Genomic DNA, 22,803 nt, shown 5'->3' with positions numbered 1-22,803 from the left:
TGTATCGCGCAATTCCCTGCACGATACAGCCCCGTCCCACTATTGCAAGCTGCGCAGGTAGCCGCGCCAGCCGTTGAAGTGGCTGATGTCCACGGCGCCGGTCAAGCCGTAGGGCTCGCAGATGAAGCCGGTTTCCCAACGCCCGTCGGCCAGTTGCACCTTGCCCAGGCCCAAGGGTGCGGGGATACCGGTGAGAAATGAGCCCAATTCGCGGCTCGGCAGCTCCCACACTTCCACCTCAATGGCCACGCCGCCTTCACTCACCCGCAGCATGCCAGGGCGATAGGGCGGCCCACCGGCCAGCGCGAACAACTGATAGTCGGCCGAGCTGTGGGTGCGCTCCAGCAGGCGCGCGCCACGCCGCACTAATTGGCCGTTAAGCGCCAGCCCCTGCAGGTGCGCGCCGCACACCACCAGCTGGCTGAAGTCATGACCTGCGCTGCCGACAGGCACAGGCAGCGACGTATCGTGCTGGCGCTGCAACGCATCCGCCACGCCCAGCAGGTATTGGTCGGTGAATGCTCGGCCAAACAGCGTCACCCCCCAAGGCAAACCGTTGCGCATAAAGCCGCTGGGCACGGCGACGGCGGCGTAATCCAGCAGGTTCATGAAGTTGGTGTAGTAGCCCAGCTCGGCGTTGCGCAGCACCGGTTCGGCGCGCAGTTCTTCCAGCGTCACCGGGCGGCCGATGGTCGGCGTCAGTACGCAGTCGAGGCCTTCAAGCAAGCCATCGCACTGCGCTTTCAAGGCTTGCAGGCGGTACTGCGCACGGAAGGTCTGCACGCCGTTCACCGCAGGCGCCTTAGCCAGAACCGCACGAATCACTGGCAGCACGGCCTCGGGGTTCTGCTCCATCAGTTCACCGGCCACGCTGTAGCGTTCGGCCACCCACGGCCCTTCGTAGAGCAGGCGCGCGGCTTCAAGGAACGGCGACAGATCCAGCGTCACCGGCTCGCCACCCAACGCCGTCAAGCGGTCGATGGCCTGCGCAAACAGCTGCGGGCCTTGCTCGCAACCGAAGTACTCCAGGTCCTGCTCGCGCGGCACGCCAAAACGAAATGCGCGGGGTGCACCAAACGCAGACGCATCATTCCACGCCGGGTTTGCTCGGCTGTACGCATCCAACGGATCGAGCCTGGCGGTCAGCGCCAGTAACTGGCCGGCCTCGCGCGCGGTGCGGGTAAAGGTGGTGACGCAATCCAGCGTGCGGCACGCCGGCACTACGCCGGCTGTGGAGATCAAGCCTTTGCTCGCCTTGAGCCCCACGAGGTTATTCAGCGCCGCCGGCACCCGTCCGGAACCGGCAGTGTCGGTGCCCAGGGCAAAACTCGCGACACCTAACGCTACGGCCAGCGACGACCCGGCGCTGGAGCCGCCCGACGGATACTCCGGCAACACGCTGTTGGGGCACGCGCCATACGGCGAGCGGCTGCCATTGAGCCCGGTGGCGAACTGGTCGAGGTTGGTCTTGCCCACTGGCACCGCGCCCAAGGCGATCAACTGCTCGACAATGGTCGCGTTGCGCTGCGGCACATAGGCGAACGCCGGGCACGCGGCGGTGGTAGGAATGCCAGCCAAGTCAATGTTGTCTTTGATCGCAAACGGCACGCCGAACAACGGCAACTCAGCCGGTTCGCGCGCGTCCAATGCGGCCAGGTACGGCTCCAGCTCCGCCTCCGTAAGCAAGTGGATAAACAGGTGATAATCGGGGTTCAAGTGCGCGGCTTTCTCGCGCAGGTGCAGCAGCACTTCACGGGGCGTGGTGTCGCCGCTCAGGTAGGCATTGCGCAGGTTGTCCAGTTGCAGGTTCATGGCTTGTCCGCCTGTAGAAATAGAAGAGTCAGTCACGTTCGAGCACCACCACCCGCTGCCCGGCGCCTATGCCGCTGCCGGGTTGTACGGGGATCTCGCGCACGGTGCCGGCGAACGGCGCCACTACCGGGATTTCCATTTTCATCGACTCCAGAATCACCAGCACATCGCCAGCCGAAACCTGCTCACCTGCAGCCACCTGGACTTGCCAAAGGTTGCCGGCGATAGGGCTGTCGACACTGATTTGGTTGGCCTGCAACGGCGTGTCTGCACCTTGTGGTGCCGCGAGTTCTTCACTGTCGAAATGCGCCTGGCCGCTGGCGATCCAGCGTTCACGCTCGGCATTGAAGGCGTGCTGCTGATGCTCACGAAACGCGCCAATGCTTGCGGCTTCGCGCGCGAGGAAATCCTGATACTGCGCGAGATTCAAATGGCTGTGCTCGATGCTCAACTCAAAGCGCCCCAGCGGAAAATCGCGCCGGATCTGCACCAACTCATCAGCCGTCACCGGGTAAAAACGGATCTGGTCAAAGAACCGCAACAGCCACGGCTTGCCATCAAACGCCGCGACCTCCCGGTAACGGTTCCACATCTGCAAGGTGCGCCCCACAAACTGATAACCGCCTGGACCTTCCATGCCGTACACGCACAAGTAAGCGCCGCCAATGCCCACCGAATTCTCGGCGGTCCAGGTGCGGGCCGGGTTGTATTTGGTGGTCACCAGACGGTGTCGCGGGTCCAGTGGCGTTGCCACCGGGGCGCCGAGGTAGACGTCACCCAGGCCCATCACCAGGTAGCTGGCATCGAACACCGTGTGGCGCACTTCGTCGAGGTGGGCGAGGTCGTTGATGCGCCGGATGAACTCAAGGTTGCTCGGGCACCACGGCGCGTCCTTGCGCACGGTGGTCATGTATTTTTCGATCGCCAACTGGCACGCCGGATCGTCCCACGACAGCGGCAAGTGCACGATGCGCGAGGGCACTTGCAGGTTGGGGGTGGCGCATACGGCGGCCCATTGCGTGGTGATCAGTGGCAGAAAATCCGCCAGCGGCAGTTGTTCGGGTTGGTAGTGGATTTGCAGGGAACGGATGCCTGGAGTCAGGTCGATAGCACCTGGCAGGGCGAGAGTTTCCAGGGCTTGCATCAGCGCGTGGGCACGAAAGCGCAGCACCAGGTCCAGCTCGGGGGCGCCGATTTCCAGCAGCAGATGGGTGTCACCGGCGAGGCGGGCGACGAGACGGGTGTCGCCTTCACCGACCTCCAACACCACAGGCGACCCGATCTTAAGTGGGACACGGTCGATGTGGGAGCCGGGCTTGCCCGCGATGGCATCATTGCGGTCTGCCTGAGGTACCGCCTTGTCTGTATCGCAGGCAAGCCAGCTCCCACATTGATCCCATTTCAAGGCGAGGTCGCGGGCGGTTTTGAGGTTCACCGGTTCGAACCGCAGCTTGTCACCCGCCTTGAGTTGCCCCAACTGCCAAAGGTCCGCCTCGATCACCGTCACCGGGCACACAAACCCACCCAGGCTCGGCCCATCCGGCCCCAGGATCACCGGCATGTCTCCGGTGAAATCCACCGCGCCGATGGCATACGGGTTGTCATGGATATTCGACGGATGTAGCCCCGCTTCGCCACCGTCCGTGCGCGCCCACAAAGGTTTCGGCCCGATCAACCGCACGCCGGTGCGGCTGGAGTTGAAGTGCACTTCCCATTGGGTGGCGAAGAAGGTGTCGATGTATTCAGGCAGGAAATATTCCGGCGCGCCGTGCGGGCCATAAATCACTCGTAGCGTGCGCACCGCGGGCAGGGGTTCAGAGATCAATTGCTGGCCGGCGTCGGCGTCTGTCAGTGGCAGCAAATGCAACACATCGCCAGTGCGTAAAGCGCGCCCGGCGTGCCCGCCGAATTGACCAAGGGTGAAGGTGCTTTTGCTGCCCAGGTAATCCGGCACTTGCAGCCCGCCGCGCAGGCACAGATAGCTGCGCGCACCGGCACCTATGATGCTGCCAAGGCTCAACACTGAGCCTGCTTCAACCCACAACGCAGTGTTCATCGGCACTGGCTGGTCATTCAGCAACAGCGTGATGGCTGCGCCGGTAACAGCGACGACCGCCGCGCAATTAAAGCGCAACAGCGGCCCATTCATGGTGATTTCCAGCGCCGCCGCATCGTCGTCATTGCCCAGCAGGCGATTGCCCTGGCGCAGTGCGCGGCTGTCCATCGGCCCTGAGGGCGGCACGCCGACGGCCCAGTAGCCGAGGCGGCCGGGGTAGTCCTGCACACTGGTTTGGGTGCCGGCGCTCAGTACTTCGAAGGTGCTGGCGCTGTAGACCAGGCCTTCCAGGCAACGCGTCCACGGGCGGCCGCTGGCAAACGGCGTGGCCAAAAGGATTTGGCGCAGGTAATCGCGGTTGGTTTCCACGCCATAGAGCTGGCTGTCGCTCAATGCCTGGTGTAGATCCAGACGCGCCTGTTCGCGGGTCGGCGCCCACGTGATGAGCTTGGCGATCATTGGGTCGAAGTAGGGCGGGATTTCGCAACCGGCTTGCACCCAGGTGTCGATCCGCAAACCTTCAGCCGTCGGGAAATCCACACGGGTTAACAGGCCTGGGCTCGGCTGGAAACCCTTGCCTGGATCTTCCGCATACAGCCGCGCCTGAATCGCGTGGCCCTGAGGGTGCAGTTTCAATTCGCTCAACGCAGGTAATTCACCCGCCGCCAATTGCACCATCCAGCGCACCAGGTCGACGCCCCAGACTTGTTCTGTGACGCCGTGTTCTACCTGCAGGCGCGTGTTCACTTCGAGGAAGTAGAAGCGGCCATCGGCGCTGTCAAAGATGAATTCAACGGTGCCGGCGCTGCGGTAGTTGACGGCCTTGGCCAGGGTGATGGCCGCTGTGCACAAGGCTTCGGCCATGCCGTCGGGCAGGTTCGGCGCGGGTGTTTCTTCGAGGACTTTCTGGTTGCGCCTTTGCACGGAACAGTCGCGCACGCCAAGGGCGATGACTTCGCCCAAACCGTCGCCGAACACCTGCACTTCCAGGTGGCGGGCGTGCTCGATGTATTTCTCGATAAACACACCGGCGTCGCTGAAGTTGTTTTGCCCCAGGCGTTTGACCGCTTCAAAGGACTCGCTCAGCTCCGTCGCATTGCGGCACACACGCATGCCGATGCCACCGCCGCCTGCGGTGCTTTTGAGCATGACCGGATAGCCCACGGTTTCGGCTGCCAGCAACGCTGTATCGAGGCTGTCGAGTAGCTCGGTGCCTTCCAATAATGGAATTTGATGGTGTTTGGCCAAGGCCCGCGCGGTGTGCTTGAGGCCGAATACGCGCAGCTGTTCGGGTGTCGGACCGACGAAGGCTATCCCCGCATTTTCGCAGGCTTGGGCAAAGGCGGCGTTCTCTGAGAGAAAACCGTAGCCAGGATGAATCGCCTTGGCGCCACAGGCCTTGGCGGTGGCGAGGATTTTTTCCACAGCCAGGTAGGTGGCCGCCGCTGCGCCTTCGCCGAGGCTGTAGGCTTCGTCGGCTTGCTGGATATGCAGGCTGGCGGCATCGGCTTCGGCGTATACGGCGATGCCTTTGACCTGCAGCTCGCGCAAGGTGCGCAGGATGCGGCAGGCGATGGCGCCACGGTTGGCGATCAAGAGTTTTTCGAACATGGCAAAACCCTGCGGGCCGTCCCGCAAAGTGAGGGAGCACTGCGGTCGTCCGCAGTCCTAATTCTGAAAGCAATGAAGATCCAAGTGTGGGAGCGGGCTTGCTCGCGAAGGCGTCGTGTCAGTTACAGATGCACTGGCTGACCCACCGCATTCGCGAGCAAGCCCGCTCCCACATTTGAACTTCAGTGTTTTCGGATGCATTGCCCGGCTCGGGACTGGCACAGGGCAAATAACCACTTACGCAGGCGTTTTATTTTCAGTTCCATACCAGTAACTCCGCAGGGGTAGGGTTGTATCCATTGCATGGATTATTCAGTTGCGGGCAGTTGGAGATCAGCACGATCACGTCCATCTCTGCACGCAGGTCGACGTACTTGCCGGGCGCGGAAATGCCGTCTTCAAAGGTCAGCCCGCCGTCGGCGGTGACCGGCACATTCATGAAGAAATTGATGTTCGGCCCGATGTCACCTTTACCCAGCCGACCGTCGTGGGCGCAGGCGCGCAGGTAGTTGTCGCGGCAGCTGTGCATGTAGCGTTTTTCCAGGGCGTAGCGCACGGTGTTGCTCTCTTGGGCACAGGCACCGCCGAGGGTGTCGTGGCGCCCGCAGGTGTCATCGACGATGGTCAGCATCGGCTGGCCAAGGTTGGAATACAGCACGCTGCCGCTGCTCAGGTACACGCGGTTTTGCCGCCGCAGGGTGCGCTGCACGTCATAGCGTTCCTTGGGGTTTTTGCGGCTGTAGAACAGCGTGTCGACGGCCTGGTTGCCCTCCAGGTCGAGGATGCGCAGGGTCTGCCCGGCCTTGACCTCCATCAGCCATGGCTCGCCAGCGGGGATGGTGGCGCGGTACACGGCTGCCTCGGGTTGTTTCAGTGCGATAGACATGGCAGTTCCTCAGGCGAACAGGCGGTCGGTGTTGATAAAGCCGCGCTCGTTTTCCGGGCGCGAAGTGCGACAGTGTTCGGCAACGCTGGGGGCGGCATTCATCCAGCTAAGTTTCAGTGGTTGCGGCGCGTAGTTCGGGTTGGGGTCCATCGGGTGTTGCAGCGCGGTGAGCACCACCAGTGTGTTCATCGGCGCGTAGAGTTCGATGTAGTCACCCGCCCTGGAATTGTCCGGCACAAATTGCAGGCCGCCGCCTTCGTCAACGCTGACCCGGCTGAACAGGTTGAGGGTCATCAGCAGGTCGGAAAGCCCCAACCCCCACTTGCCCAATTCCACCAGCAGGTTGTCGGTGCCGTTGCGGAAGAAGCTGTTGCGCAGCTCCTGATAACGGCCCTGGCCGTACTTTTCAGCGACCTCGGCGGCGCACAGCACGCCGCCGATGCTGTCACTCCAGCCACAGGTGTCGGCGGTGATGGCGGCCAGTACGCGGCCCATGTCCGAGTACAGGCAGTGGCCGCTGGTGAGCTTGGCGGTGTGTTGGCATTTGAGGCTGTCGGGCAGGTTCAGACGCTCGGTTTTTTCATTGGCATTGAGCAGGGTCAGGCTGACGTTGGCGCCACCGCGAATATCCGTGAGGCGCAGCAGTTGGCCGCGCTTGAGCACAAAGGAGCGGTGGCCGCCGCCGGGCAGCATTTCTTCGGCGAAGGGGGGGAACAGTTGAATGTAATCGGTCATTTGGAAGTCGCTCCAAGTTCGGCTGCCAGCGCTTTGCGGCGCTCGCTGTTCAAAGGGATGTCGTAGGTGATGCGCGCGCCATAGGCGCCGGGGGCGTGGGGGTCGACACGAACCTTGTCGAACACCAGCAAGCGCGTGCCGAGGCTAAAACCTTCGCTGAGGTCGTGGGTGACCATGAACACCGTCAGCCGGGTTTCGCGCCATAGCGCCAGCAACAGCTGATGCATGTCTTTGCGAATGCCCGGGTCGAGGGCGCCGAAGGGTTCGTCCAGCAGCAATACGCGGGGTTTCATGATCAGGGCCTGGGCGATGGCCAGGCGTTGCTGCATACCGCCGGAGAGCTGCGCCGGGTATTTGTCCAGTGCGTGGCCGAGGCCGACTTTTTGCAGCAGGGCGGCTGCCTGTTCTCGTGCTTCTTGTTTGGCTTTGCCCAACAGCCGTCCCAGCAGCGGCGAGCGCGGTAGCTCAAGGCCAAGCGCTACGTTGTCCAGCACAGTCAAATGCGGGAACACCGAGTAGCGCTGGAACACCACGCCACGGCTGGCATCCGGCTCGCCAGCAAGCGGTTGGGCGTCCAGCAGGATCTGGCCTTTGCTCGCGGTTTCCTGGCCCAGCAACAGACGCAGGAAGGTCGATTTGCCGCAGCCGGACGTGCCGACCAGGGTGCAAAATTCACCCTCAGTGACGTGCAGGTTGAGCCCTTCCAGCACCACCTGTTCGCCATAGCGCTGCCACACATTGTTGACGCTGATAAAACTCATGGCCGCGCTCCTTCGTACCAGGGGAACGCACGCCGTGTGAGGGTTTTGAGGCCCCAATCCATCAGCCAGGCGAGCAGGGTGATCCACACCACGTAGGGCAAGATCACGTCCATCGCCAGGTAGCGGCGCACCAGGAAGATCCGGTAGCCGAGGCCGTCGGTGGAGGCGATGGCTTCGGCGGCGATCAGGAACAACCACGCCGAGCCGAGCATCAGCCGCAGCGAGATCAGCAGACGTGGCAGCAGTTGCGGCAGCACCACACGCAGCATCAGGGTCCAGGTGGACGCGCCGAGAGTCTGCGCTTTCACCAGCAGTTCGACGGGGATTTCCCGCGCGCGCTGTTCCAGATCACGCGCCAGTGCCGGGGTGATGCCGATGACGATCAGCATGACTTTGGACAACTCCCCCAGCCCGAACACGATGAACAGAATCGGTAGGATCGCCAGTGGCGGCACCATCGACAGCACCGTGAGCAGTGGCGACAACGGCGCGCCAAACAACGGCAATGTGCCGGCGGCGATGCCCAGGCAGAGGCCGGCGAGGGCGCTGATGCCTAAGCCGATCGCCAGGCGGCGCAGGCTGGAGGCGCTGTCTTGCCACAGCACATATTCACCGGTACGCGTATCGGCGCTGAACGCCAGACGTTTTATGGCGTCGCCCATTTGCACGGCGCTGGGCAGCAGCTTGTCGTTGGGGTTTTCTGCCAGCCGCTCGGCCGAGCCCACGAAGTAGGCGAACAGCAGCAGGGCGAACGGCAGCAGCACCAACAGCAGGCGGCTGGAGCGTTCCGGGTGACGGTTGATCAGGCGCATGGCCGGGTCCTCTTACAGCGCGCCGTCGGCGGCCATCTGCACGTAGCTGGGGTCGAAATGCAGCTTGAGGTTGGCGGTGTCGCCGCTGGTTACGCCATTGGCGAAGCTCATACCCACGGCGCTGGCGTCCTTGGCCCCTTCGCCGAGCAGGCCGTGTTCAAACGAGAACTCGGCGACCTTGCGCAGGGTGGCGGGCAGTTGCGCGCTGATGACGAACGCCAGGGCTTCCTTGGGCGTCGCGAACAGCTTGGTGGTGTCCAGTTGCGCCTGGAAACCCTTGAGGTCGGTGCCGGAGGCCTTGGCCATATGTTCAAGCGCCGCGGTGCTGGCAGCGTTTTTGGCGTTCATCAGCGCGACCACTTCAAACCACGCGCCGGTCAGCGCTCTGCCCAGGGCCGGGTTGTCTTTGAGGGTTTGGGTGTTGACCACCATCATGTCCATGATTTCGCCGGGCACTTTGCTGGAGTCGAACACTTGGGTGACACCCGGTTTGGCCTTGATCTCGGAGAGCATCGGGTTCCAGGTGGTCACGGCTTGCACCTGGTCGGTGTTGAAGGCCGCGGCGATGTCGGCGTCGGAGGTGTTGACTACTTTGAGGTCTTTTTCGGTCAGATCAGCGGATTCCAGGGCGCGGGCGAGCAGGTAGTGGGACACCGAGAGTTCCACCAGGTTGACGTTCATGCCCTTGAGGTCGGCCACGGTCTTGCCGGTGCCCTTGATCACCACGCCATCATTGCCGTTGGAAAAGTCGCTGACCACCAGCGCTGTGCTGTCCACACCACCTGCGGCGGGAATGGTCAGGGCGTCCATGTTGGTCATGGTGCAGCCGTCGAACTGGCCGGCGGTGTATTGGTTGATGGACTCGACATAGTCATTGAGCTGCACCATATCGATCTTGATGCCGTACTTATTGGCCCACTTGTCGAGGATGCCTTGGCTGCCGGCGTACTCCCACGGCATCCAGCCGGCATAGATAGTCCAGCACACACTGAAGTGGTCTTTGGCAGCTGCTTGGGTTTGAAAGCTCAGCACGGCGGCGAAGGCGGCGGTGAGCAGGGTGGGTAAACGGATTGTGGGCATGTGGCTTCTCCAGTTGAATATGGGCGAGCAGGAGCAACGCGGCACCGTGAACGGTGGCTTGTCTCCCGGGCTTTTATCCCGCCGTGTAACCTCAACTGGAGGTCGCCAACTCTCGGACCAGCCACTCGCTTTTCAAGCGAGCCGGAACCCTAGTCGGCCATTGCAAATTGTGGTGCCGCGAACCTGTGATGAATCCTGCACAGGCTTGCTAAAGCGAGAGTCGTGCCAAGTGGTGGATGGGCCTCTAGGGCAAGGGGTTGCAGCGAGGTGGTGGTTGGCTGGTGCGCTGACGTGCGTTGTGCTGGTGCGCCGTCGCACTGCAATGAGGCGTTCAGTTCGTCCGAAACAGGTATTTCAAACTGTGTCAAAGGCGCACCAGATTCGGTTTTTGATGTCAGATATTTCGTCATTCAGTGAAGGCTGAATGCCGCTCTCCAGCGTCGCTGGAGGAGCTCTTCCGCGGTCCAGGAGGCCGCCATGTATAGACGACTGCTGCTTATCGCTTTGCTCGGCCTGACCTTGTCAGCTTGTGTGCCCTACTACGATGGAGGCGCCACTTACTATCGCTCCGAAGTCTATACCGCACCGGCGCCCGCCTATTATTACGGCGGCCCGCGTTATTCTCCCTATGGGCGCAGTTATTACACCCCAGCGCCTCGCTACTATGCACCACAACCTCGCTATTACTCGGCGCCGCGTTATTACCAGCCGGCACCGCGTTATTACCCAAGGGCGGGTTACCGACCTTACTCCAATCAAGGGTGGGGTAATCGCTGGGGCAACGGCGGGCATGGGCGTGGTTCCGATCACGGAGGTGGCCGCGGCGGTCATCGTTAAATATCTTGAAAAACAAGCGGCGCATCAAGCGCCGTTTTTTATAGGTACCGTATGTCCGTACTGTCAGATTTAACAGCTATCTTTGAGGCGATAGCTGTATTTCACTAGCGAAAAGCCCTGCGCTTTGCGTGGTGAAACTGAGCAGATGGAATCCCTATGTTCAAACAACTTATTTGCGTGCTCCTGCTGACGAGCTGCATCGTTGCATCGGCCAGAGCGGAGCAAGGCTGTCCTTACCCGGCGCAGGTCTCGTATGTCGACGGGCATTATCGAGCCGAGGACAACGGCCTGCGGTGGCAAAGCCCGAAGGTCAAGTATCGGGGCCTTATCGACGGATTCATCGGCGCGGTCTTCATACCGGGTGAGGACGAGCAGAGGGAAAACGGCTACATGGATAAGTGCATCTACCGCACCGGTTGGGACGGGGTTGTAGCGCTGAGGCCCTACAAGGACAGTAAAATTATCAACATGTCATTGACCAGCACCTTGTATTGGGAACTGCGGCCCGGCGCGTTCACACTGCCGGGATATACCTGCACGGACAGCCAGCCGGACAACTGCGCTTTCAACGTCAACGACAAGCGAACGGACCTGTCAGTAGTCAGATAAATCCGCCAGAGGATTCCTACCTTCCCATGCCTTGCTGAAATGCGCGTGCACCACCGCTTCCGGAAGGGTATTGATATCCGGCCAATGCCAATGAGGTGTCTGGTCCTTGTCGATCAGGCGTGCTCGAACACCTTCGGCGAACTCTGGATGACGGCAGCAATTGAGGCTCATGGTGTACTCCATCTGAAACACCTGTGCCAGGGATAGATGACGGGCACGCTGAATCTGCTCCCACACCAGGTGTGCCGTCAGCGGGCAGCCTTCACTGAGGGTTTTACCCGCGCGGGCCAAGAGCGGATCGCTGTGATCACGCAACAGGCTCAATGCACGCCAGGCACACCGTATATCACCCACATCCAGCCATTCGTCGATCAGCCCACGGCGCGGCAACCATTGCGCTTCGGGTTGGTGGCCGACCGCTTCCTGGGCAAGGGCCTTGAGCAAACTGTTGAGCTGCATTGCGGCCTGTTCCTGCCAGTTCAGTTGCAGCAAACCGTCAAGCAGCTCGTCTTGCTGGTCATCACGCAGGAAGCGGTCAGCCAGGCCCAGTTCCAGGGCGTCGCGGCCGTTGACATGAGCGCCGGTAAGGCCCAGGAACAAACCGAGCTTGCCCGGCAGGCGAGACAGAAACCAGCTGGCACCTACATCCGGGTACAACCCGATGCTGATCTCGGGCATGGCCAGGCGACTGCTCGGCGTAACAATACGTACCGAGGCACTTTGCAACAGACCCATACCACCGCCCAATACATAGCCGTGGCCCCAGCAAATCAGCGGCTTGGGGTAGGTATGCAAGCGGTAGTCGAGGCGATATTCGGCAGCAAAAAACTGCGCGGCCAGGGCGGGTACTTCGCCGGGTTGTTCACGGCACTCCTGAGCCAGGCTGCGCACTTCACCCCCAGCGCAAAAGGCTTTTGGCCCGTTGCCGCGCAACAACACACAGGCGATTTGCGGGTCGTTGGCCCAGGCATCCAGGCGTTCTGCCAACGCCAGAATCATGGGCAGGGAGAGGGCGTTGAGGGATTTTTGAGCGTCCAGGCTGGCGATGCCTATGCGCGCACCGCCGTTGCCGGCCAGTTCTTCGAAGTGCAGGTTCATTGTGACCTCAATCGAGAAGGTGAAGGATGAGTATGATCCCTTCGTGGGAAAGTGCCGGTGGTGTGTCAGATCAATTGACAAGCGGGGTCGGCTTTCCTAGGGTTCGCCTCATTCTTTTTTACAAGACAATTCAACTATGACCGATGGCGACCGTATCAAACTCGAACCCAGCTGGAAACACGCCTTGCGCGATGAGTTCGAGAAGTCCTACATGGCCCAGTTGCGCGAATTCCTGCGCCAGGAACATGCCGCCGGCAAAGAGATCTACCCGCCCGGTCCGTTGATTTTCAACGCTCTCAATTCAACGCCCCTGGACAAGGTCAAGGTCGTGATCCTCGGCCAGGACCCCTACCACGGTCCCGGCCAGGCCCATGGCCTGTGCTTTTCGGTACAACCGGGGGTGCCGGCGCCGCCGTCGCTGGTCAATATCTATAAAGAGCTCAAGCGCGACCTGAACATCGACATCCCCAACCACGGCTACCTGCAAAGCTGGGCCGATCAGGGCGTGCTGATGCTCAACACCACCATGACCGTGGAGCGCGCCAACGCCAACGCCCATGCGGGCAAGGGCTGGCAGTTCTTCACCGATCGGATTATCGAGGTAGTCAGCGAGCATCAGCCGCACCTGGTGTTCCTGCTGTGGGGCGCTCATGCTCAAAGCAAGCAGAAGCTCATCGATGCCACCAAGCATCTGGTGCTGACGTCGGTGCATCCGTCGCCGTTGTCGGCGTATCGCGGGTTTCTGGGCTGCGGGCATTTCAGCCGGGCTAACAAGTTTCTTGAACAGAATGGCGAGGCACCGATCGAGTGGCGGCTGCCGCCACTCTGAACCGGACGACCATGGCTACAGACGGACTTGCGACACTGTGCTATTGCCAATATTGGCCACGTAGGCGGTTCGGCCGTTGGGTGTCACGACGATACCCCGCGGTTTGTTGAAGCCTGTGAGGGTGTCCGTTACGGTTTGTGTGCGGGTATGGAGGATACTCACGCGATCGCCATCGGTTTCCGTGATGTAGGCGAATTCGAGCATCGTATGAAATGCCACCTGATAGGGGCCTAGCAAACCGTCCAGTATGGTACTGACCTGTGCGGCGGAGGTATTGCCGATATAGACCTCACCACGGTCCTGGTAGGTGATGTAGACACGTGCGTTGAAGCGAGCATGAGCAATGGAGGTAGGTTGACCGGCAACGGTATTGGTTTGGGTCACAACCCTGTTGGTCCCCAGGTGGATGCTGGTCCACCCATCCAAATCCGAGGCAAGGTGTAAACGGGCGTTGCCGGGTGCTATCGCTATCTCTCGAGGGTAACGCACTGGGGTGGTGGCGATTCGCTGATGATTGGCGGTATCGATCACCACCACTTCCGATGCGGCGTGGTCGGCGACGTACAAGCGTGCTCCGGTAGAATTCAAGGCCAACCCATTGATGGCAGTAAACCCCCTGATCTGGTCACTGACGGTATCGGTCAAGGTGTCTATCACTGTGATCGGCGTATTGCTGGCCTGGCTGTTATCGCTGGCGTAAAGGCGCGGGGCCGTGGGGTGCATGGCCAGCCAAATGGGGGATCCCACATTGGTGATGGTCCTGACGACGCTAAAGTTCGCTGTGTCGATGACAGTAATGCCTTGTGGCAATGTGGAGCTTGCGACATACAGACGCGTTCCATCCCCATTGAGTACAAGGCGATTGGGGGAACCATGGACGGTAATCGTATTGACGATTGCGGCGGGCTCTTCATTCTCGTTTTCGAGCGTTGTTTCGGTTGGGGTCACCACGATTGCGCTCCTCAAAGGGAAGTCGCGCCATGGAACACCTGATAAGGTGAGCTTGGCTAGCTGTGAAGAGTGCCAGTTCAGACAGACGGTCGTGGCCCCTGAGGGGCCACTTCCAGAGTTAAGATTGGCGGTTCCAGTGCCTGAACAACGGCTCTGCCAAAAACAGCACAAACAGCAGACGCATCACCTGCATTGCCGTCACCAACGGCACCGACAATTGCAGGGTCTCCGCCGTCAGGCTCATCTCGGCAATGCCGCCGGGCATCATGCCCAACGTCAGTGAGCGCAGGTCCAGGTGCGTCAGCGCACTCAACCCTACCGCTGCCAACGTGGCGAGCGCCATGGTCAAGGCGGTGCCAATCAAGGTGCGGCCCATGAACGCCGGAGCGCTACGGAAGAACTGCCGATTGAAGTGGCAGCCCAAACCGCTGCCGATCAACCATGGGCCGATCTGGCTGCCGCCGTCGGGTAGGCCGATGTGCAAGTCCCACGTCACACTGGCGATGGCGCTCACCAGCAACGGCCCGAACAGCCAGGGATTGGGTTGGCGCAAACGCTGCCAGCCCCAGGCCACCAGCGCACCTACCGGGAACAGCAGGGCCAGCCAGGCCCAGTCCACAGGCGCCGGGTGAAACTGCGGTGCACCGCCGCCCAGCAAATACTTGAAGATCGCCGGCACACACAACACCACCACCAGCACACGCAGGCTTTGCCCTGCCGCCACCCGGCTGAGTACCGCACCATTGCGGGCGCCCAGGTTGACCATCTCCCCGGAGCCGCCCGGCATACTGGAGAAAAACGCCGTGGCGCGGTCTTCACCGCTGCGGCGCATCAGCCACACACCCACCACGCTCGACAAACTGGTGACCAGCGCCCCGAAGAAGATCAGGCCGAAGTGGCTCATCACCTGTTCGATCACCACGGGCGTGAAGTGCAGGCCGATGCCGATGCCCACCACCCATTGGCCGCACTTGCGCCCGCCGGGAATCTCCGCCAATTGCCAGGGCGTGAGGCAGCGCACCAGGATGATCGCCAGCAACGCGCCGACCATATACGGCAAAGGCCAGCCGACGAGGCTGGCCAGGTAACCGCCGGCCAGGCCGACCAGCGGTGTTCCCCACCAATGTTTGAAGGTGACTTCAGACATCGGCTACGGCACGGCGCTGCAAGGAGCGCTTGCGCCAGATACGCAGCAATGGCACGAGCAGCATGATGGCGGTCAGTACCCATACACCGAAGGTGATCGGGCTCGACCACAGGATCTCCAGCGCACCGTTGGAAATCGACAACGCACGGCGCAGGTTCTGCTCCATCAGGCCGCCGAGGATAAAACCGAGCAATACCGGCGACAGCGGGAAATCCAGCTTGCGCAGGATGTAGCCGAAGATGCCGATGCCGACCATCAGGAACAGGTCGAAGGTGGTGGCATGCACCGCATACACACCAATCGCGGTAATGATCGCGATCACCGGCACCAGTGCCCAGTTCGGCACGGCGAGGATACGGGTGAAGATACGGATCATCGGGATGTTGAGGATCACCAGCATGATGTTGGCAATGAACAACGATGCGATCAGGCCCCAGACGATGTCGGGTTGCTGTTGAAACAGCAGCGGGCCTGGGGTGATGTTGTACAGCGACAGGGCGCCGATCATCACCGCAGTGGTGCCCGAACCTGGCACGCCGAGCGTTAGCATCGGCACCAACGCGCCACAGGCGGACGCCCCAATGGCGGTTTCCGGTGCCGCCAGGCCGCGCATATCGCCCTGGCCGAACTTGCCGCTGGCACCGGCCATGCGTTTTTCGGTCATGTAGGCAACGGCCGAAGCCAGTGTTGCACCGGCACCCGGCAACACGCCCATGATGAAACCGAGCAAGCCGCAGCGGATGTTAACCACGAACACCGCACCCGCTTCCTTCAGGTTGAACATCATGCGTCCGGTGGCCTTGACCGCTTCCTGACCACGGTGAGTTTTTTCCAGCAGCAACAGGATCTCGCTGATGGAGAACAGGCCCAGCACCAGCACCACAAACTGGATGCCATCGGTGAGGTGGATGTTATCTCCGGTAAAGCGATACACGCCGCTGTTGGCGTCGATGCCCACTGCCGAGAGGAACAGCCCGATCAGCGCCGCCACGAAGGTCTTCAGCGGCTTGTCACCGGCCATGCCGCCCAGGCACACAATCGCGAACACCATCAGTACGAAATATTCCGCCGGGCCGAAGGCAATCGCCCATTTGGCCAGCAGCGGGGCAAACAGCACCATGCCGCAGGTAGCGATAAACGCACCGATGAACGAACTCCATGCCGACAACGACAGTGCTACGCCAGCCAGGCCTTTGCGGGCCATCGGGTAACCGTCGAGGGTAGTCATCACGGTGGACGCTTCGCCCGGGATGTTGAGCAGGATCGAGCTGATGCGGCCGCCGTATTCGCAACCCAGGTACACCGCTGCGAGCAGGATCAACGCTGACTCCGGCGGCAGGCCCAGGGCGAATGCGATGGGGATCAACAGCGCCACGCCGTTGATCGGGCCCAGGCCCGGCAGCAGGCCCACCACGGTGCCGATCAAAGTGCCGCACAGCGCGGTCACCAGGTTGTACGGGCTCAGCGCGACGCCGAAACCCTGGCCCAAATAGCCAAAAGTATCCATATCAGTTCTCCAGAACGTCGAGCAGGCCGAGGGGCAACGGCACATCCATGGCTTTATCGAACAGCAGGTACAAGCCGATAGCCATCAGGCCGACGATCACCACGCTGGGCATCCAGCGGCCGCCATACAGGCGCGCCATTGGAATGCCGATCAACATGCTGCTGAGAATGAACCCCAGGGATTCGAAGGTGGCGGCGAACACGAGCAACAGCGCGACGCAAAGGCCGATCTTGATCAGGGTTTCGCGGTCCAGCGCCGGTTCTTCTTCGGTGTGCCTGGTCGGTTGCGGGCGAAACAGCATGTAGATCAGCGCCAGGCTCATCAGCCCGAGCATCAGCAGCGGGTAGGCACGTGGGCCGACCGGCTCGTAGGAAAACGCCGCCTGATACGGCCAGGCCATCAGGGCCAGGCCGGCGCAGGCCAGCAACAGCGCTGCAGCGAAAATGCGTTGTAAGAGCATAGAAAACTCCAAGGCTCCTCTTGTAGAAGCGAGCTTGCTCGCGAAAAACTTCAACGATAACGCGTGCTGTCTGGACGCACGTGGATGTCCTTGGGTTCTTCGCGAGCAAGCTCGCTCCTACAGGGGCATTACACAAATGACGGGCGTTTACTGGATCAGGCCGAACTCTTTGGCCAGCACTTTGTAGTCAGCCACCTGTTTCTTCACGTAGGTGTCCAGCTCCGGGCCGGTCATGGCAAACGGGAACAGCTCGCGCTGGTCACGCAGCTTGGCGAACTCGTCGGAGGCCAGCAGCTTGTCGAAGGCGTCTTTCCACCAGGCGTAGTCGGCATCGCTGACTTTTGGCCCAAGGTAGAAACCGCGCACCACCGGCCAGACGATGTCGTAGCCTTGCTCCTTGGCAGTGGGGATGTCTTTCATTTCCGGCTCGTCCAGGCGTTTCTCGGAGAACACCGCCAACAGGCGCATGTCACCGCTGAGGATGTGCGGCATGGAGTCGGAGATGTCGGTACTACCCACCTGGATATGACCGCCGAGCAGGGCGGTAGCGATTTCACCGCCGCCTTCAAGGGCCACATAACGCAGTTCACGCGGGTTGATCCCGGCAGCCTTGGCGATCAGCGCGGTTTGCATCCAGTCCTGGCTGCCGACGGTGCCGCCGGAACCTATCACTACGCTGCCCGGATCTTTCTTCAAGGCTTTTACGAGATCGTCGAGGGTCTTGTAGGGCGAATCGTTTTTCACTGCGATGGCACCGTAGCTGGTGCCTACCGCCGCCAGCCAGCGCACGGCGCTTTCATCAAAGCGACCGAACTTGCCCTGGGCCAGGTTCAGCAGCGAACCACTGGACCAGGCCACCAAAGTGCCTGCGTCCGCAGGGCGCTGGGCAACCACTGCGTTGTAGGCCACCGCGCCAACGCCGCCGGGCATGTAGGTCACACGCATCGGCTTGCTCAGCAGCTTCTGGTTGACCAGCGCGCTTTGCGCCAGCTTGCAGGTCAGGTCGAAACCGCCGCCAGGTGAGGCCGGGGCGATGCATTCCGGGCGCTTGGGTTCGTCAGCGGCCAGCAGTTGGCCGGCGAACAGCAGGCAGCCGGCGGCGAGGGCAAATTTACGCACTGAAGGGTTCATGGTTATCTCCATCGTTGTTGTTATAAGGTTTTAGTACCAACGCACATTTACCAAAGGGCAATGCTATAGCTGACCAGCAAACGCATTTCATCCGCATCACGGGCTGAATAGTTGGAGCGATAGGTCGCGTTACGCAGGCGCACGGCCACATCCTTGAACGTGCCGCTTTGCACCACGTACTTGATCTCGCTGTTGCGCTCCCACTCTTTGCCCGTTTGGCCGTTCTTGAGCTTGATGTTGTCGCCCGACAGGTAACGGCTCATGAAACTCAGGCCTGGAATCCCCAGCTTGGCGAAGTCGTAGTCGTAGCGTGCCTGCCAGGAGCGTTCTTCGGCGCCGGCAAAGTCGTTGATCTGTACGAAGTTGACCAGGTACGGGTCGCTGCCATCCACATACGGAAAGGCGCTGTCGCCGGACATGTGCTGGTAGCCGGCGCTGAGCTTATGGCCATTGAGGGCATAGCTGAACAGGCCGTTGAGGGATGTGTTGTCGATATTGCCGCCGCGGGCGCTACCGGTGTCGTCACTGATGGCCATGCGCAGGTCGGCGGCAAACGTGCCGGGGCCCATCGGGCGCGCGGCGACCAGGCCGAGGAAATGCTGGCGGTACACGTCATCGAGTTGGGCGAAGTGATAGCTGCCGGTGATTTTGTCGGCGAACTTGTAGTCCACGCCGCCGAAGTTGAAGTGCTTGCCGGTGGCGCCACTGAGGAAGCGGCTGTTCTTGTTATTGAGCGCAATATCTTCGTAATTGGTGTCGTCGCGGTCCTTGGCCTTATCCAGGCGGCCACCAGTGAACACAAGGTTCTTGAATTCCTTGGACGTCAGCAGGCCACCGTTGAAAGTCTGCGGCAGGATGCGACCGTCGTTGGGCTTGAGGATTGGCAATTCGGGTATCAGCGCGCCGATCTTCAGCTCGGTGGCGGAGATTTTCACTTTGCCGGTCAGGCCCAGCTTGGAGTACTCATTGGCGGCACGGCCGTCGTCGTGGGTCGGCAGCAGGCCGGTGCCGGTGCGGTCGGGGCTGGAGTCGAGCTTGATGCCGAGCATACCCAGCGCATCCACGCCAAAACCGACAGTGCCGTCGGTGTAGCCCGATTGCAGGTTGAGCATGAAACCCTGGGCCCATTCATCGCGTTTGGATTGCTGTGCACGGGTACCGTCGCGAAAGTCGCGGTTGAAGTACATGTTGCGGGTTTCCAGGGTCGCGCTACTGTCTTCGAAAAAGGCAGCCTGGCTTAGCGGCGAAAAGCCGGCGAGGGCGCAAGCACTGGCGAGAGCGGTGTGGCTCAGACGGCAAGAACGAACAGGCGTGCAAGCCTGGGGCTGTGTCGACAGCATCGTGATGGACTCCGTTATTGTTCTTATTTTTGGCGAAAACGCTTCGAGGCGTTTTTCGGGCGCTACGGATGAGGCAGCTCGGCGGGCAGAAACCACCGTAGCTGGATGCTAAAGGGCGAAGCTTTCACTAACCTTTCAATTGTCTTTCAATGTTTTCGGGCTTCACAGGGCAGGTTGCGCCTGTAAACTCGCCGGCCAGCGGGCCAATAAAACGCCGCGCCGACCACTCCTCATGAGGTAGAAATCCATGCGTGTCCTCCTGGTTGAAGACCATCTGCAACTTGCCGAAAGTGTTGCGCAAGCGCTCAAGGGCATGGGTCTGACCGTCGACGTGCTGCACGATGGTGTGGCCGCGGACCTGGCCTTGGGCAGCGAGGAATACGCGGCGGCGATCCTCGATGTGGGCCTGCCGCGCATGGATGGTTTCGAGGTGCTGGCGCGCTTGCGGGCCCGAGGGAAAAACCTGCCGGTGCTGATGCTGACGGCACGCAGTGATGTCAAAGACCGCGTGCACGGCCTGAACCTGGGCGCCGATGACTACCTCGCCAAGCCGTTCGAACTGACGGAGCTGGAAGCGCGGGTCAAGGCGCTGCTGCGACGCAGTGTACTGGGTGGGGAGCGCCAGCAGACGTGCGGGGTGCTGGTATACGATCTGGACACACGACGCTTCACGGTTGGCGGTGAATTGATGACGTTGACCTCCCGCGAGCAAGCCGTGCTCGAAGCCTTGATCGCCCGACCGGGCCGCGTGATGAGCAAAGAGCAATTGGCCTCTCAGGTTTTCGGCCTGGACGAGGAGGCCAGCCCCGATGCCATCGAAATCTACGTGCACCGCCTGCGCAAGAAGCTCGACGGCCAGCCCATCGCCATCGTGACGTTCCGCGGCCTGGGCTACTTGCTGGAAGCCCGCGATGCATAAGCCCAGCAGTCTGCGCTGGCGCTTGCTGTGGAACCTGGCGCTGTTGCTGGTGCTGTTGATGCTCGCCAGCGGCATGAGCGCCTACTGGAACGGGCGCGAAGCCGCCGACACGGCCTATGACCGCACGCTGTTGGCTTCGGCGCGCACCATTGCCGCAGGCTTGACCCAGGTGGACGGCACCCTCAGCGCCAATGTGCCGTATGTGGCCCTCGACACTTTCGCCTACGACAGTGCCGGGCGCATCTATTATCAGGTCAACGATATCCATCAGAAGCTGATTTCCGGTTACGAAAACCTCCCAGGCCCGCCGCCCGGCACTCCCCGCACCGACGATTACCCGGCCTTGGCGCGCTTCTACAACGCCATGTACCAGGGCCAGCACGTGCGAGTGGTGAGCCTGCTCAAGGCCGTTTCCGAGCCGAACATGAATGGGATGGCCGAGATTCGTGTCGCGGAGACCGACGAAGCACGCGTTGCCATGGCCCGCAGCTTGATGGCCGACACGTTGCTGCGCCTGGGGATGCTGGCCATCGGCGCGTTGCTGCTGGTGTGGTTTGCGGTGAGCGCTGCACTGCGTCCGCTCGAACGCCTGCGTACAGCGGTGGAAGAACGCCAACCCGATGATTTGCGGCCGCTGCCATTGGTGGAAGTTCAGGATGAGTTCGGCCCGCTGGTGCGCTCCCTCAACCATTTCACCGAACGTCTGCGCGGCCAGTTCGAGCGCCAGGCCCAGTTTATTGCCGATGCAGCCCACGAACTGCGTACGCCCTTGGCGGCGCTCAAGGCTCGCCTGGAACTGGGCTTGCGTGCCCAGGAGCCGTCCACCTGGCACAGCACCCTGGAAAGCGCTGCCCAGGGCACCGACCGCCTGACCCATCTGGCTAATCAATTGTTGTCCCTGGCCCGTATCGAAAACGGTGCCCGAGCCATTGCTGAAGGAGGCGCGCAGTTGCTCGACCTCAGCCAGTTGGCGCGCGAACTGGGCATGGCCATGGCGCCGCTGGCTCACGCACGCGGGGTGGCCCTGGCACTGGAGGCGGACGAGCCGGTCTGGTTGCGCGGTGAACCGACGCTGTTGAATGAGCTGCTGAGCAATCTGGTGGACAACGCTATGGCCCATACGCCACCTGGCGGCAATGTGATTTTGCGCGTGACCGCGCCGGCGGTGCTGGAGGTTGAGGATGATGGCCCGGGCATCCCATTGGATGAGCGGGACCGGGTATTCGAGCGCTTTTATCGCCGTAGCCAGCAGGGTATGGGGTCGGGCTTGGGGCTGGCAATTGTCGGGGAGATCTGCCGTGCGCACCTGGCGCAGATCAGCCTGCATGATGGCGAGTTGGCTGGGTTGAAAGTGCGCGTGAGTTTTATCGCCGGTTGATCAGTAGAACATCGACCGTGCTTCATCCAGTTCGGTGCGCGATTTCTCGCTGTAGAGATCAATTCGCAGCTTTTTCATCGCAGGTACGCTGGTAATGTCGACTTTCGCCAGCGGATGATCGGTGTTGTGATGGCAGTAGAGCACGGCGATCTGCACCAGATCCACATAGTCGAGTGTGGCAGAGTTGCGTTCCAGGTTCAGGTACTGGCCCGGCAGTTTCGCCAGCATTTCGGGGAAGTCCCAGCCACTCAGCAGTTTGTCGCCCAGTAACGGATGAATACTTTCGATGACGTGGTTGAGGCTGACCGGGTCGGAAAGCAGCTCGTAGTGGTCTTCGGCGTAGGTGAGGATCGGCAGCACGCCGATCTGATGCACCAACCCGCCGAGGGCCGCCTGGTCGGCCTTGAGGTGACTATGCCGGCGACACAAGGCATAGCTGACGCCGGCGACTTCCAGGCTACGGCACCACACATCGCGCATTTTCTGTGCGACCACTTCGGAGCGGGCGTGAAAAATCTGCTCCATCACCAGGCCGATGGCCAGGTTGCTGCTGTAGTTGGTGCCCAGCCGCGTGATGGCCGTGTGCAGGTCGGTGACTTCCTGGCTCGCCCGTAACAGCGGGCTGTTGACCACCTTGATCAGGCGCGCCGACAGGGCGGTGTCGCGACTGATCACCTTGCTCAAATGACTGATGCTGATCTCAGGGTCTTCGGCGGCCTGGCGAATTTTCAGGGCCACCTCCGGCAATGTCGGCAGAACCAGGTCATCGTTGTCGATGGCCGTCACCAACGCCTGTTGGACTTTTTCCGCCAGCTTGTTCATTCATGCTCTCTAGGGTGCTGCA

At 61.3% G+C, this 22,803-nt stretch carries 20 protein-coding genes and 1 riboswitch; of the genes, 5 read left to right on the top strand and 15 right to left on the bottom strand.

The window, feature by feature from the left end; genetic code table 11:
- Nucleotides 1–39 precede the first annotated feature (39 nt).
- The 7 genes from atzF to E4O98_RS04240 form a co-directional block, all read right to left on the bottom strand.
- Nucleotides 40–1,812, bottom strand: coding sequence for an allophanate hydrolase (gene atzF / locus E4O98_RS04270; protein WP_103733498.1), 1,773 nt, complete (start codon nucleotides 1,810–1,812; stop codon nucleotides 40–42).
- Between the two features lie 28 nt (nucleotides 1,813–1,840).
- The gene (gene uca, locus E4O98_RS04265; protein WP_103733499.1) at nucleotides 1,841–5,479 is read right to left on the bottom strand and encodes an urea carboxylase; all 3,639 of its coding nucleotides are present in this window, start codon (nucleotides 5,477–5,479) and stop codon (nucleotides 1,841–1,843) included.
- Nucleotides 5,480–5,735: 256 nt separating this feature from the next.
- Nucleotides 5,736–6,365: an urea amidolyase associated protein UAAP2 gene (locus E4O98_RS04260; RefSeq protein WP_103733500.1), complete on the bottom strand. Its 630-nt coding sequence runs from the start codon at nucleotides 6,363–6,365 to the stop codon at nucleotides 5,736–5,738.
- Between the two features lie 9 nt (nucleotides 6,366–6,374).
- Nucleotides 6,375–7,100, bottom strand: coding sequence for an urea amidolyase associated protein UAAP1 (locus E4O98_RS04255; protein WP_248134236.1), 726 nt, complete (start codon nucleotides 7,098–7,100; stop codon nucleotides 6,375–6,377).
- Nucleotides 7,097–7,861 (bottom strand): ABC transporter ATP-binding protein, encoded by a 765-nt coding sequence (locus tag E4O98_RS04250; RefSeq protein ID WP_248134234.1) that lies wholly within the window; start codon nucleotides 7,859–7,861, stop codon nucleotides 7,097–7,099. The genes E4O98_RS04255 and E4O98_RS04250 overlap by 4 nt, the downstream gene beginning before the upstream one ends.
- On the bottom strand, nucleotides 7,858–8,673 hold the full coding sequence (locus tag E4O98_RS04245) for an ABC transporter permease (protein ID WP_103733503.1): 816 nt from the start codon (nucleotides 8,671–8,673) through the stop codon (nucleotides 7,858–7,860). Before E4O98_RS04245 ends, E4O98_RS04250 begins: the two co-directional genes overlap by 4 nt.
- Before the next feature lie 12 nt (nucleotides 8,674–8,685).
- The gene (locus E4O98_RS04240; protein ID WP_103733504.1) at nucleotides 8,686–9,753 is read right to left on the bottom strand and encodes a putative urea ABC transporter substrate-binding protein; all 1,068 of its coding nucleotides are present in this window, start codon (nucleotides 9,751–9,753) and stop codon (nucleotides 8,686–8,688) included.
- 60 nt (nucleotides 9,754–9,813) lie between these two features.
- A riboswitch (guanidine-I (ykkC/yxkD leader) is annotated at nucleotides 9,814–9,917 on the bottom strand.
- A 313-nt stretch (nucleotides 9,918–10,230) separates the two neighbouring features.
- Here E4O98_RS04240 and E4O98_RS04235 point away from each other — a divergent pair.
- On the top strand, nucleotides 10,231–10,590 hold the full coding sequence (locus E4O98_RS04235; RefSeq protein WP_081883289.1) for a hypothetical protein: 360 nt from the start codon (nucleotides 10,231–10,233) through the stop codon (nucleotides 10,588–10,590).
- A gap of 156 nt (nucleotides 10,591–10,746) precedes the next feature.
- Nucleotides 10,747–11,199, top strand: coding sequence for a DUF3757 domain-containing protein (locus E4O98_RS04230; RefSeq protein WP_248134232.1), 453 nt, complete (start codon nucleotides 10,747–10,749; stop codon nucleotides 11,197–11,199).
- Here the strand turns inward: E4O98_RS04230 and E4O98_RS04225 are convergent.
- Nucleotides 11,185–12,297, bottom strand: coding sequence for an enoyl-CoA hydratase/isomerase family protein (locus E4O98_RS04225; protein ID WP_078820535.1), 1,113 nt, complete (start codon nucleotides 12,295–12,297; stop codon nucleotides 11,185–11,187). The genes E4O98_RS04230 and E4O98_RS04225 overlap by 15 nt on opposite strands.
- Nucleotides 12,298–12,433: 136 nt before the next feature.
- Here E4O98_RS04225 and ung point away from each other — a divergent pair, with 136 nt between their 5' ends.
- Complete coding sequence (gene ung, locus E4O98_RS04220) at nucleotides 12,434–13,126, top strand: uracil-DNA glycosylase (RefSeq protein WP_032877279.1); 693 nt, start codon at nucleotides 12,434–12,436, stop codon at nucleotides 13,124–13,126.
- Nucleotides 13,127–13,141: 15 nt separating this feature from the next.
- On the opposite strand, the gene E4O98_RS04215 is transcribed toward ung, so the two are convergent.
- The 6 genes from E4O98_RS04215 to E4O98_RS04190 all read right to left on the bottom strand — a co-directional run bounded on the left by E4O98_RS04215 (nucleotide 13,142) and on the right by E4O98_RS04190 (nucleotide 19,662).
- A complete protein-coding gene (locus E4O98_RS04215; RefSeq protein ID WP_164699505.1) occupies nucleotides 13,142–14,077 on the bottom strand; it encodes a YncE family protein in 936 nt (311 codons plus the stop codon).
- A 118-nt stretch (nucleotides 14,078–14,195) separates the two neighbouring features.
- A complete protein-coding gene (locus E4O98_RS04210) occupies nucleotides 14,196–15,224 on the bottom strand; it encodes an AbrB family transcriptional regulator (RefSeq protein ID WP_248134230.1) in 1,029 nt (342 codons plus the stop codon).
- On the bottom strand, nucleotides 15,217–16,731 hold the full coding sequence (locus E4O98_RS04205) for a tripartite tricarboxylate transporter permease (protein ID WP_032877276.1): 1,515 nt from the start codon (nucleotides 16,729–16,731) through the stop codon (nucleotides 15,217–15,219). The genes E4O98_RS04210 and E4O98_RS04205 overlap by 8 nt, the downstream gene beginning before the upstream one ends.
- Nucleotide 16,732: 1 nt before the next feature.
- Nucleotides 16,733–17,191 carry a tripartite tricarboxylate transporter TctB family protein gene (locus E4O98_RS04200; RefSeq protein ID WP_005785979.1) on the bottom strand — a complete coding sequence of 153 codons (459 nt, stop codon included), beginning with the start codon at nucleotides 17,189–17,191 and terminating at the stop codon, nucleotides 16,733–16,735.
- Nucleotides 17,192–17,338: 147 nt separating this feature from the next.
- Entirely contained in the window at nucleotides 17,339–18,322 is a 984-nt protein-coding gene (locus tag E4O98_RS04195; protein WP_148852377.1) for a tripartite tricarboxylate transporter substrate binding protein, read from the bottom strand.
- A 47-nt stretch (nucleotides 18,323–18,369) separates the two neighbouring features.
- Nucleotides 18,370–19,662 carry an OprD family porin gene (locus E4O98_RS04190; protein ID WP_078820539.1) on the bottom strand — a complete coding sequence of 431 codons (1,293 nt, stop codon included), beginning with the start codon at nucleotides 19,660–19,662 and terminating at the stop codon, nucleotides 18,370–18,372.
- Between the two features lie 247 nt (nucleotides 19,663–19,909).
- On the opposite strand from E4O98_RS04190, the gene E4O98_RS04185 reads away from it, so the two are divergent.
- Nucleotides 19,910–20,581: a response regulator gene (locus E4O98_RS04185; RefSeq protein WP_005785982.1), complete on the top strand. Its 672-nt coding sequence runs from the start codon at nucleotides 19,910–19,912 to the stop codon at nucleotides 20,579–20,581.
- On the top strand, nucleotides 20,574–21,959 hold the full coding sequence (locus E4O98_RS04180; protein ID WP_078820540.1) for a sensor histidine kinase: 1,386 nt from the start codon (nucleotides 20,574–20,576) through the stop codon (nucleotides 21,957–21,959). The genes E4O98_RS04185 and E4O98_RS04180 overlap by 8 nt, the downstream gene beginning before the upstream one ends.
- Here E4O98_RS04180 and E4O98_RS04175 read toward each other — a convergent pair whose 3' ends face one another.
- Complete coding sequence (locus E4O98_RS04175) at nucleotides 21,960–22,781, bottom strand: HDOD domain-containing protein (RefSeq protein ID WP_032877272.1); 822 nt, start codon at nucleotides 22,779–22,781, stop codon at nucleotides 21,960–21,962.
- Nucleotides 22,782–22,803: the final 22 nt, after the last annotated feature.

The sequence above is a fragment of the Pseudomonas sp. W2Jun17 genome (assembly GCF_023127795.1).
Classification (GTDB): Bacteria; Pseudomonadota; Gammaproteobacteria; order Pseudomonadales; family Pseudomonadaceae; genus Aquipseudomonas; species Aquipseudomonas synxantha_A.
Note: the sequence above shows the minus strand (reverse complement) of the source record. Positions and strands in the feature narration are given on the sequence as shown.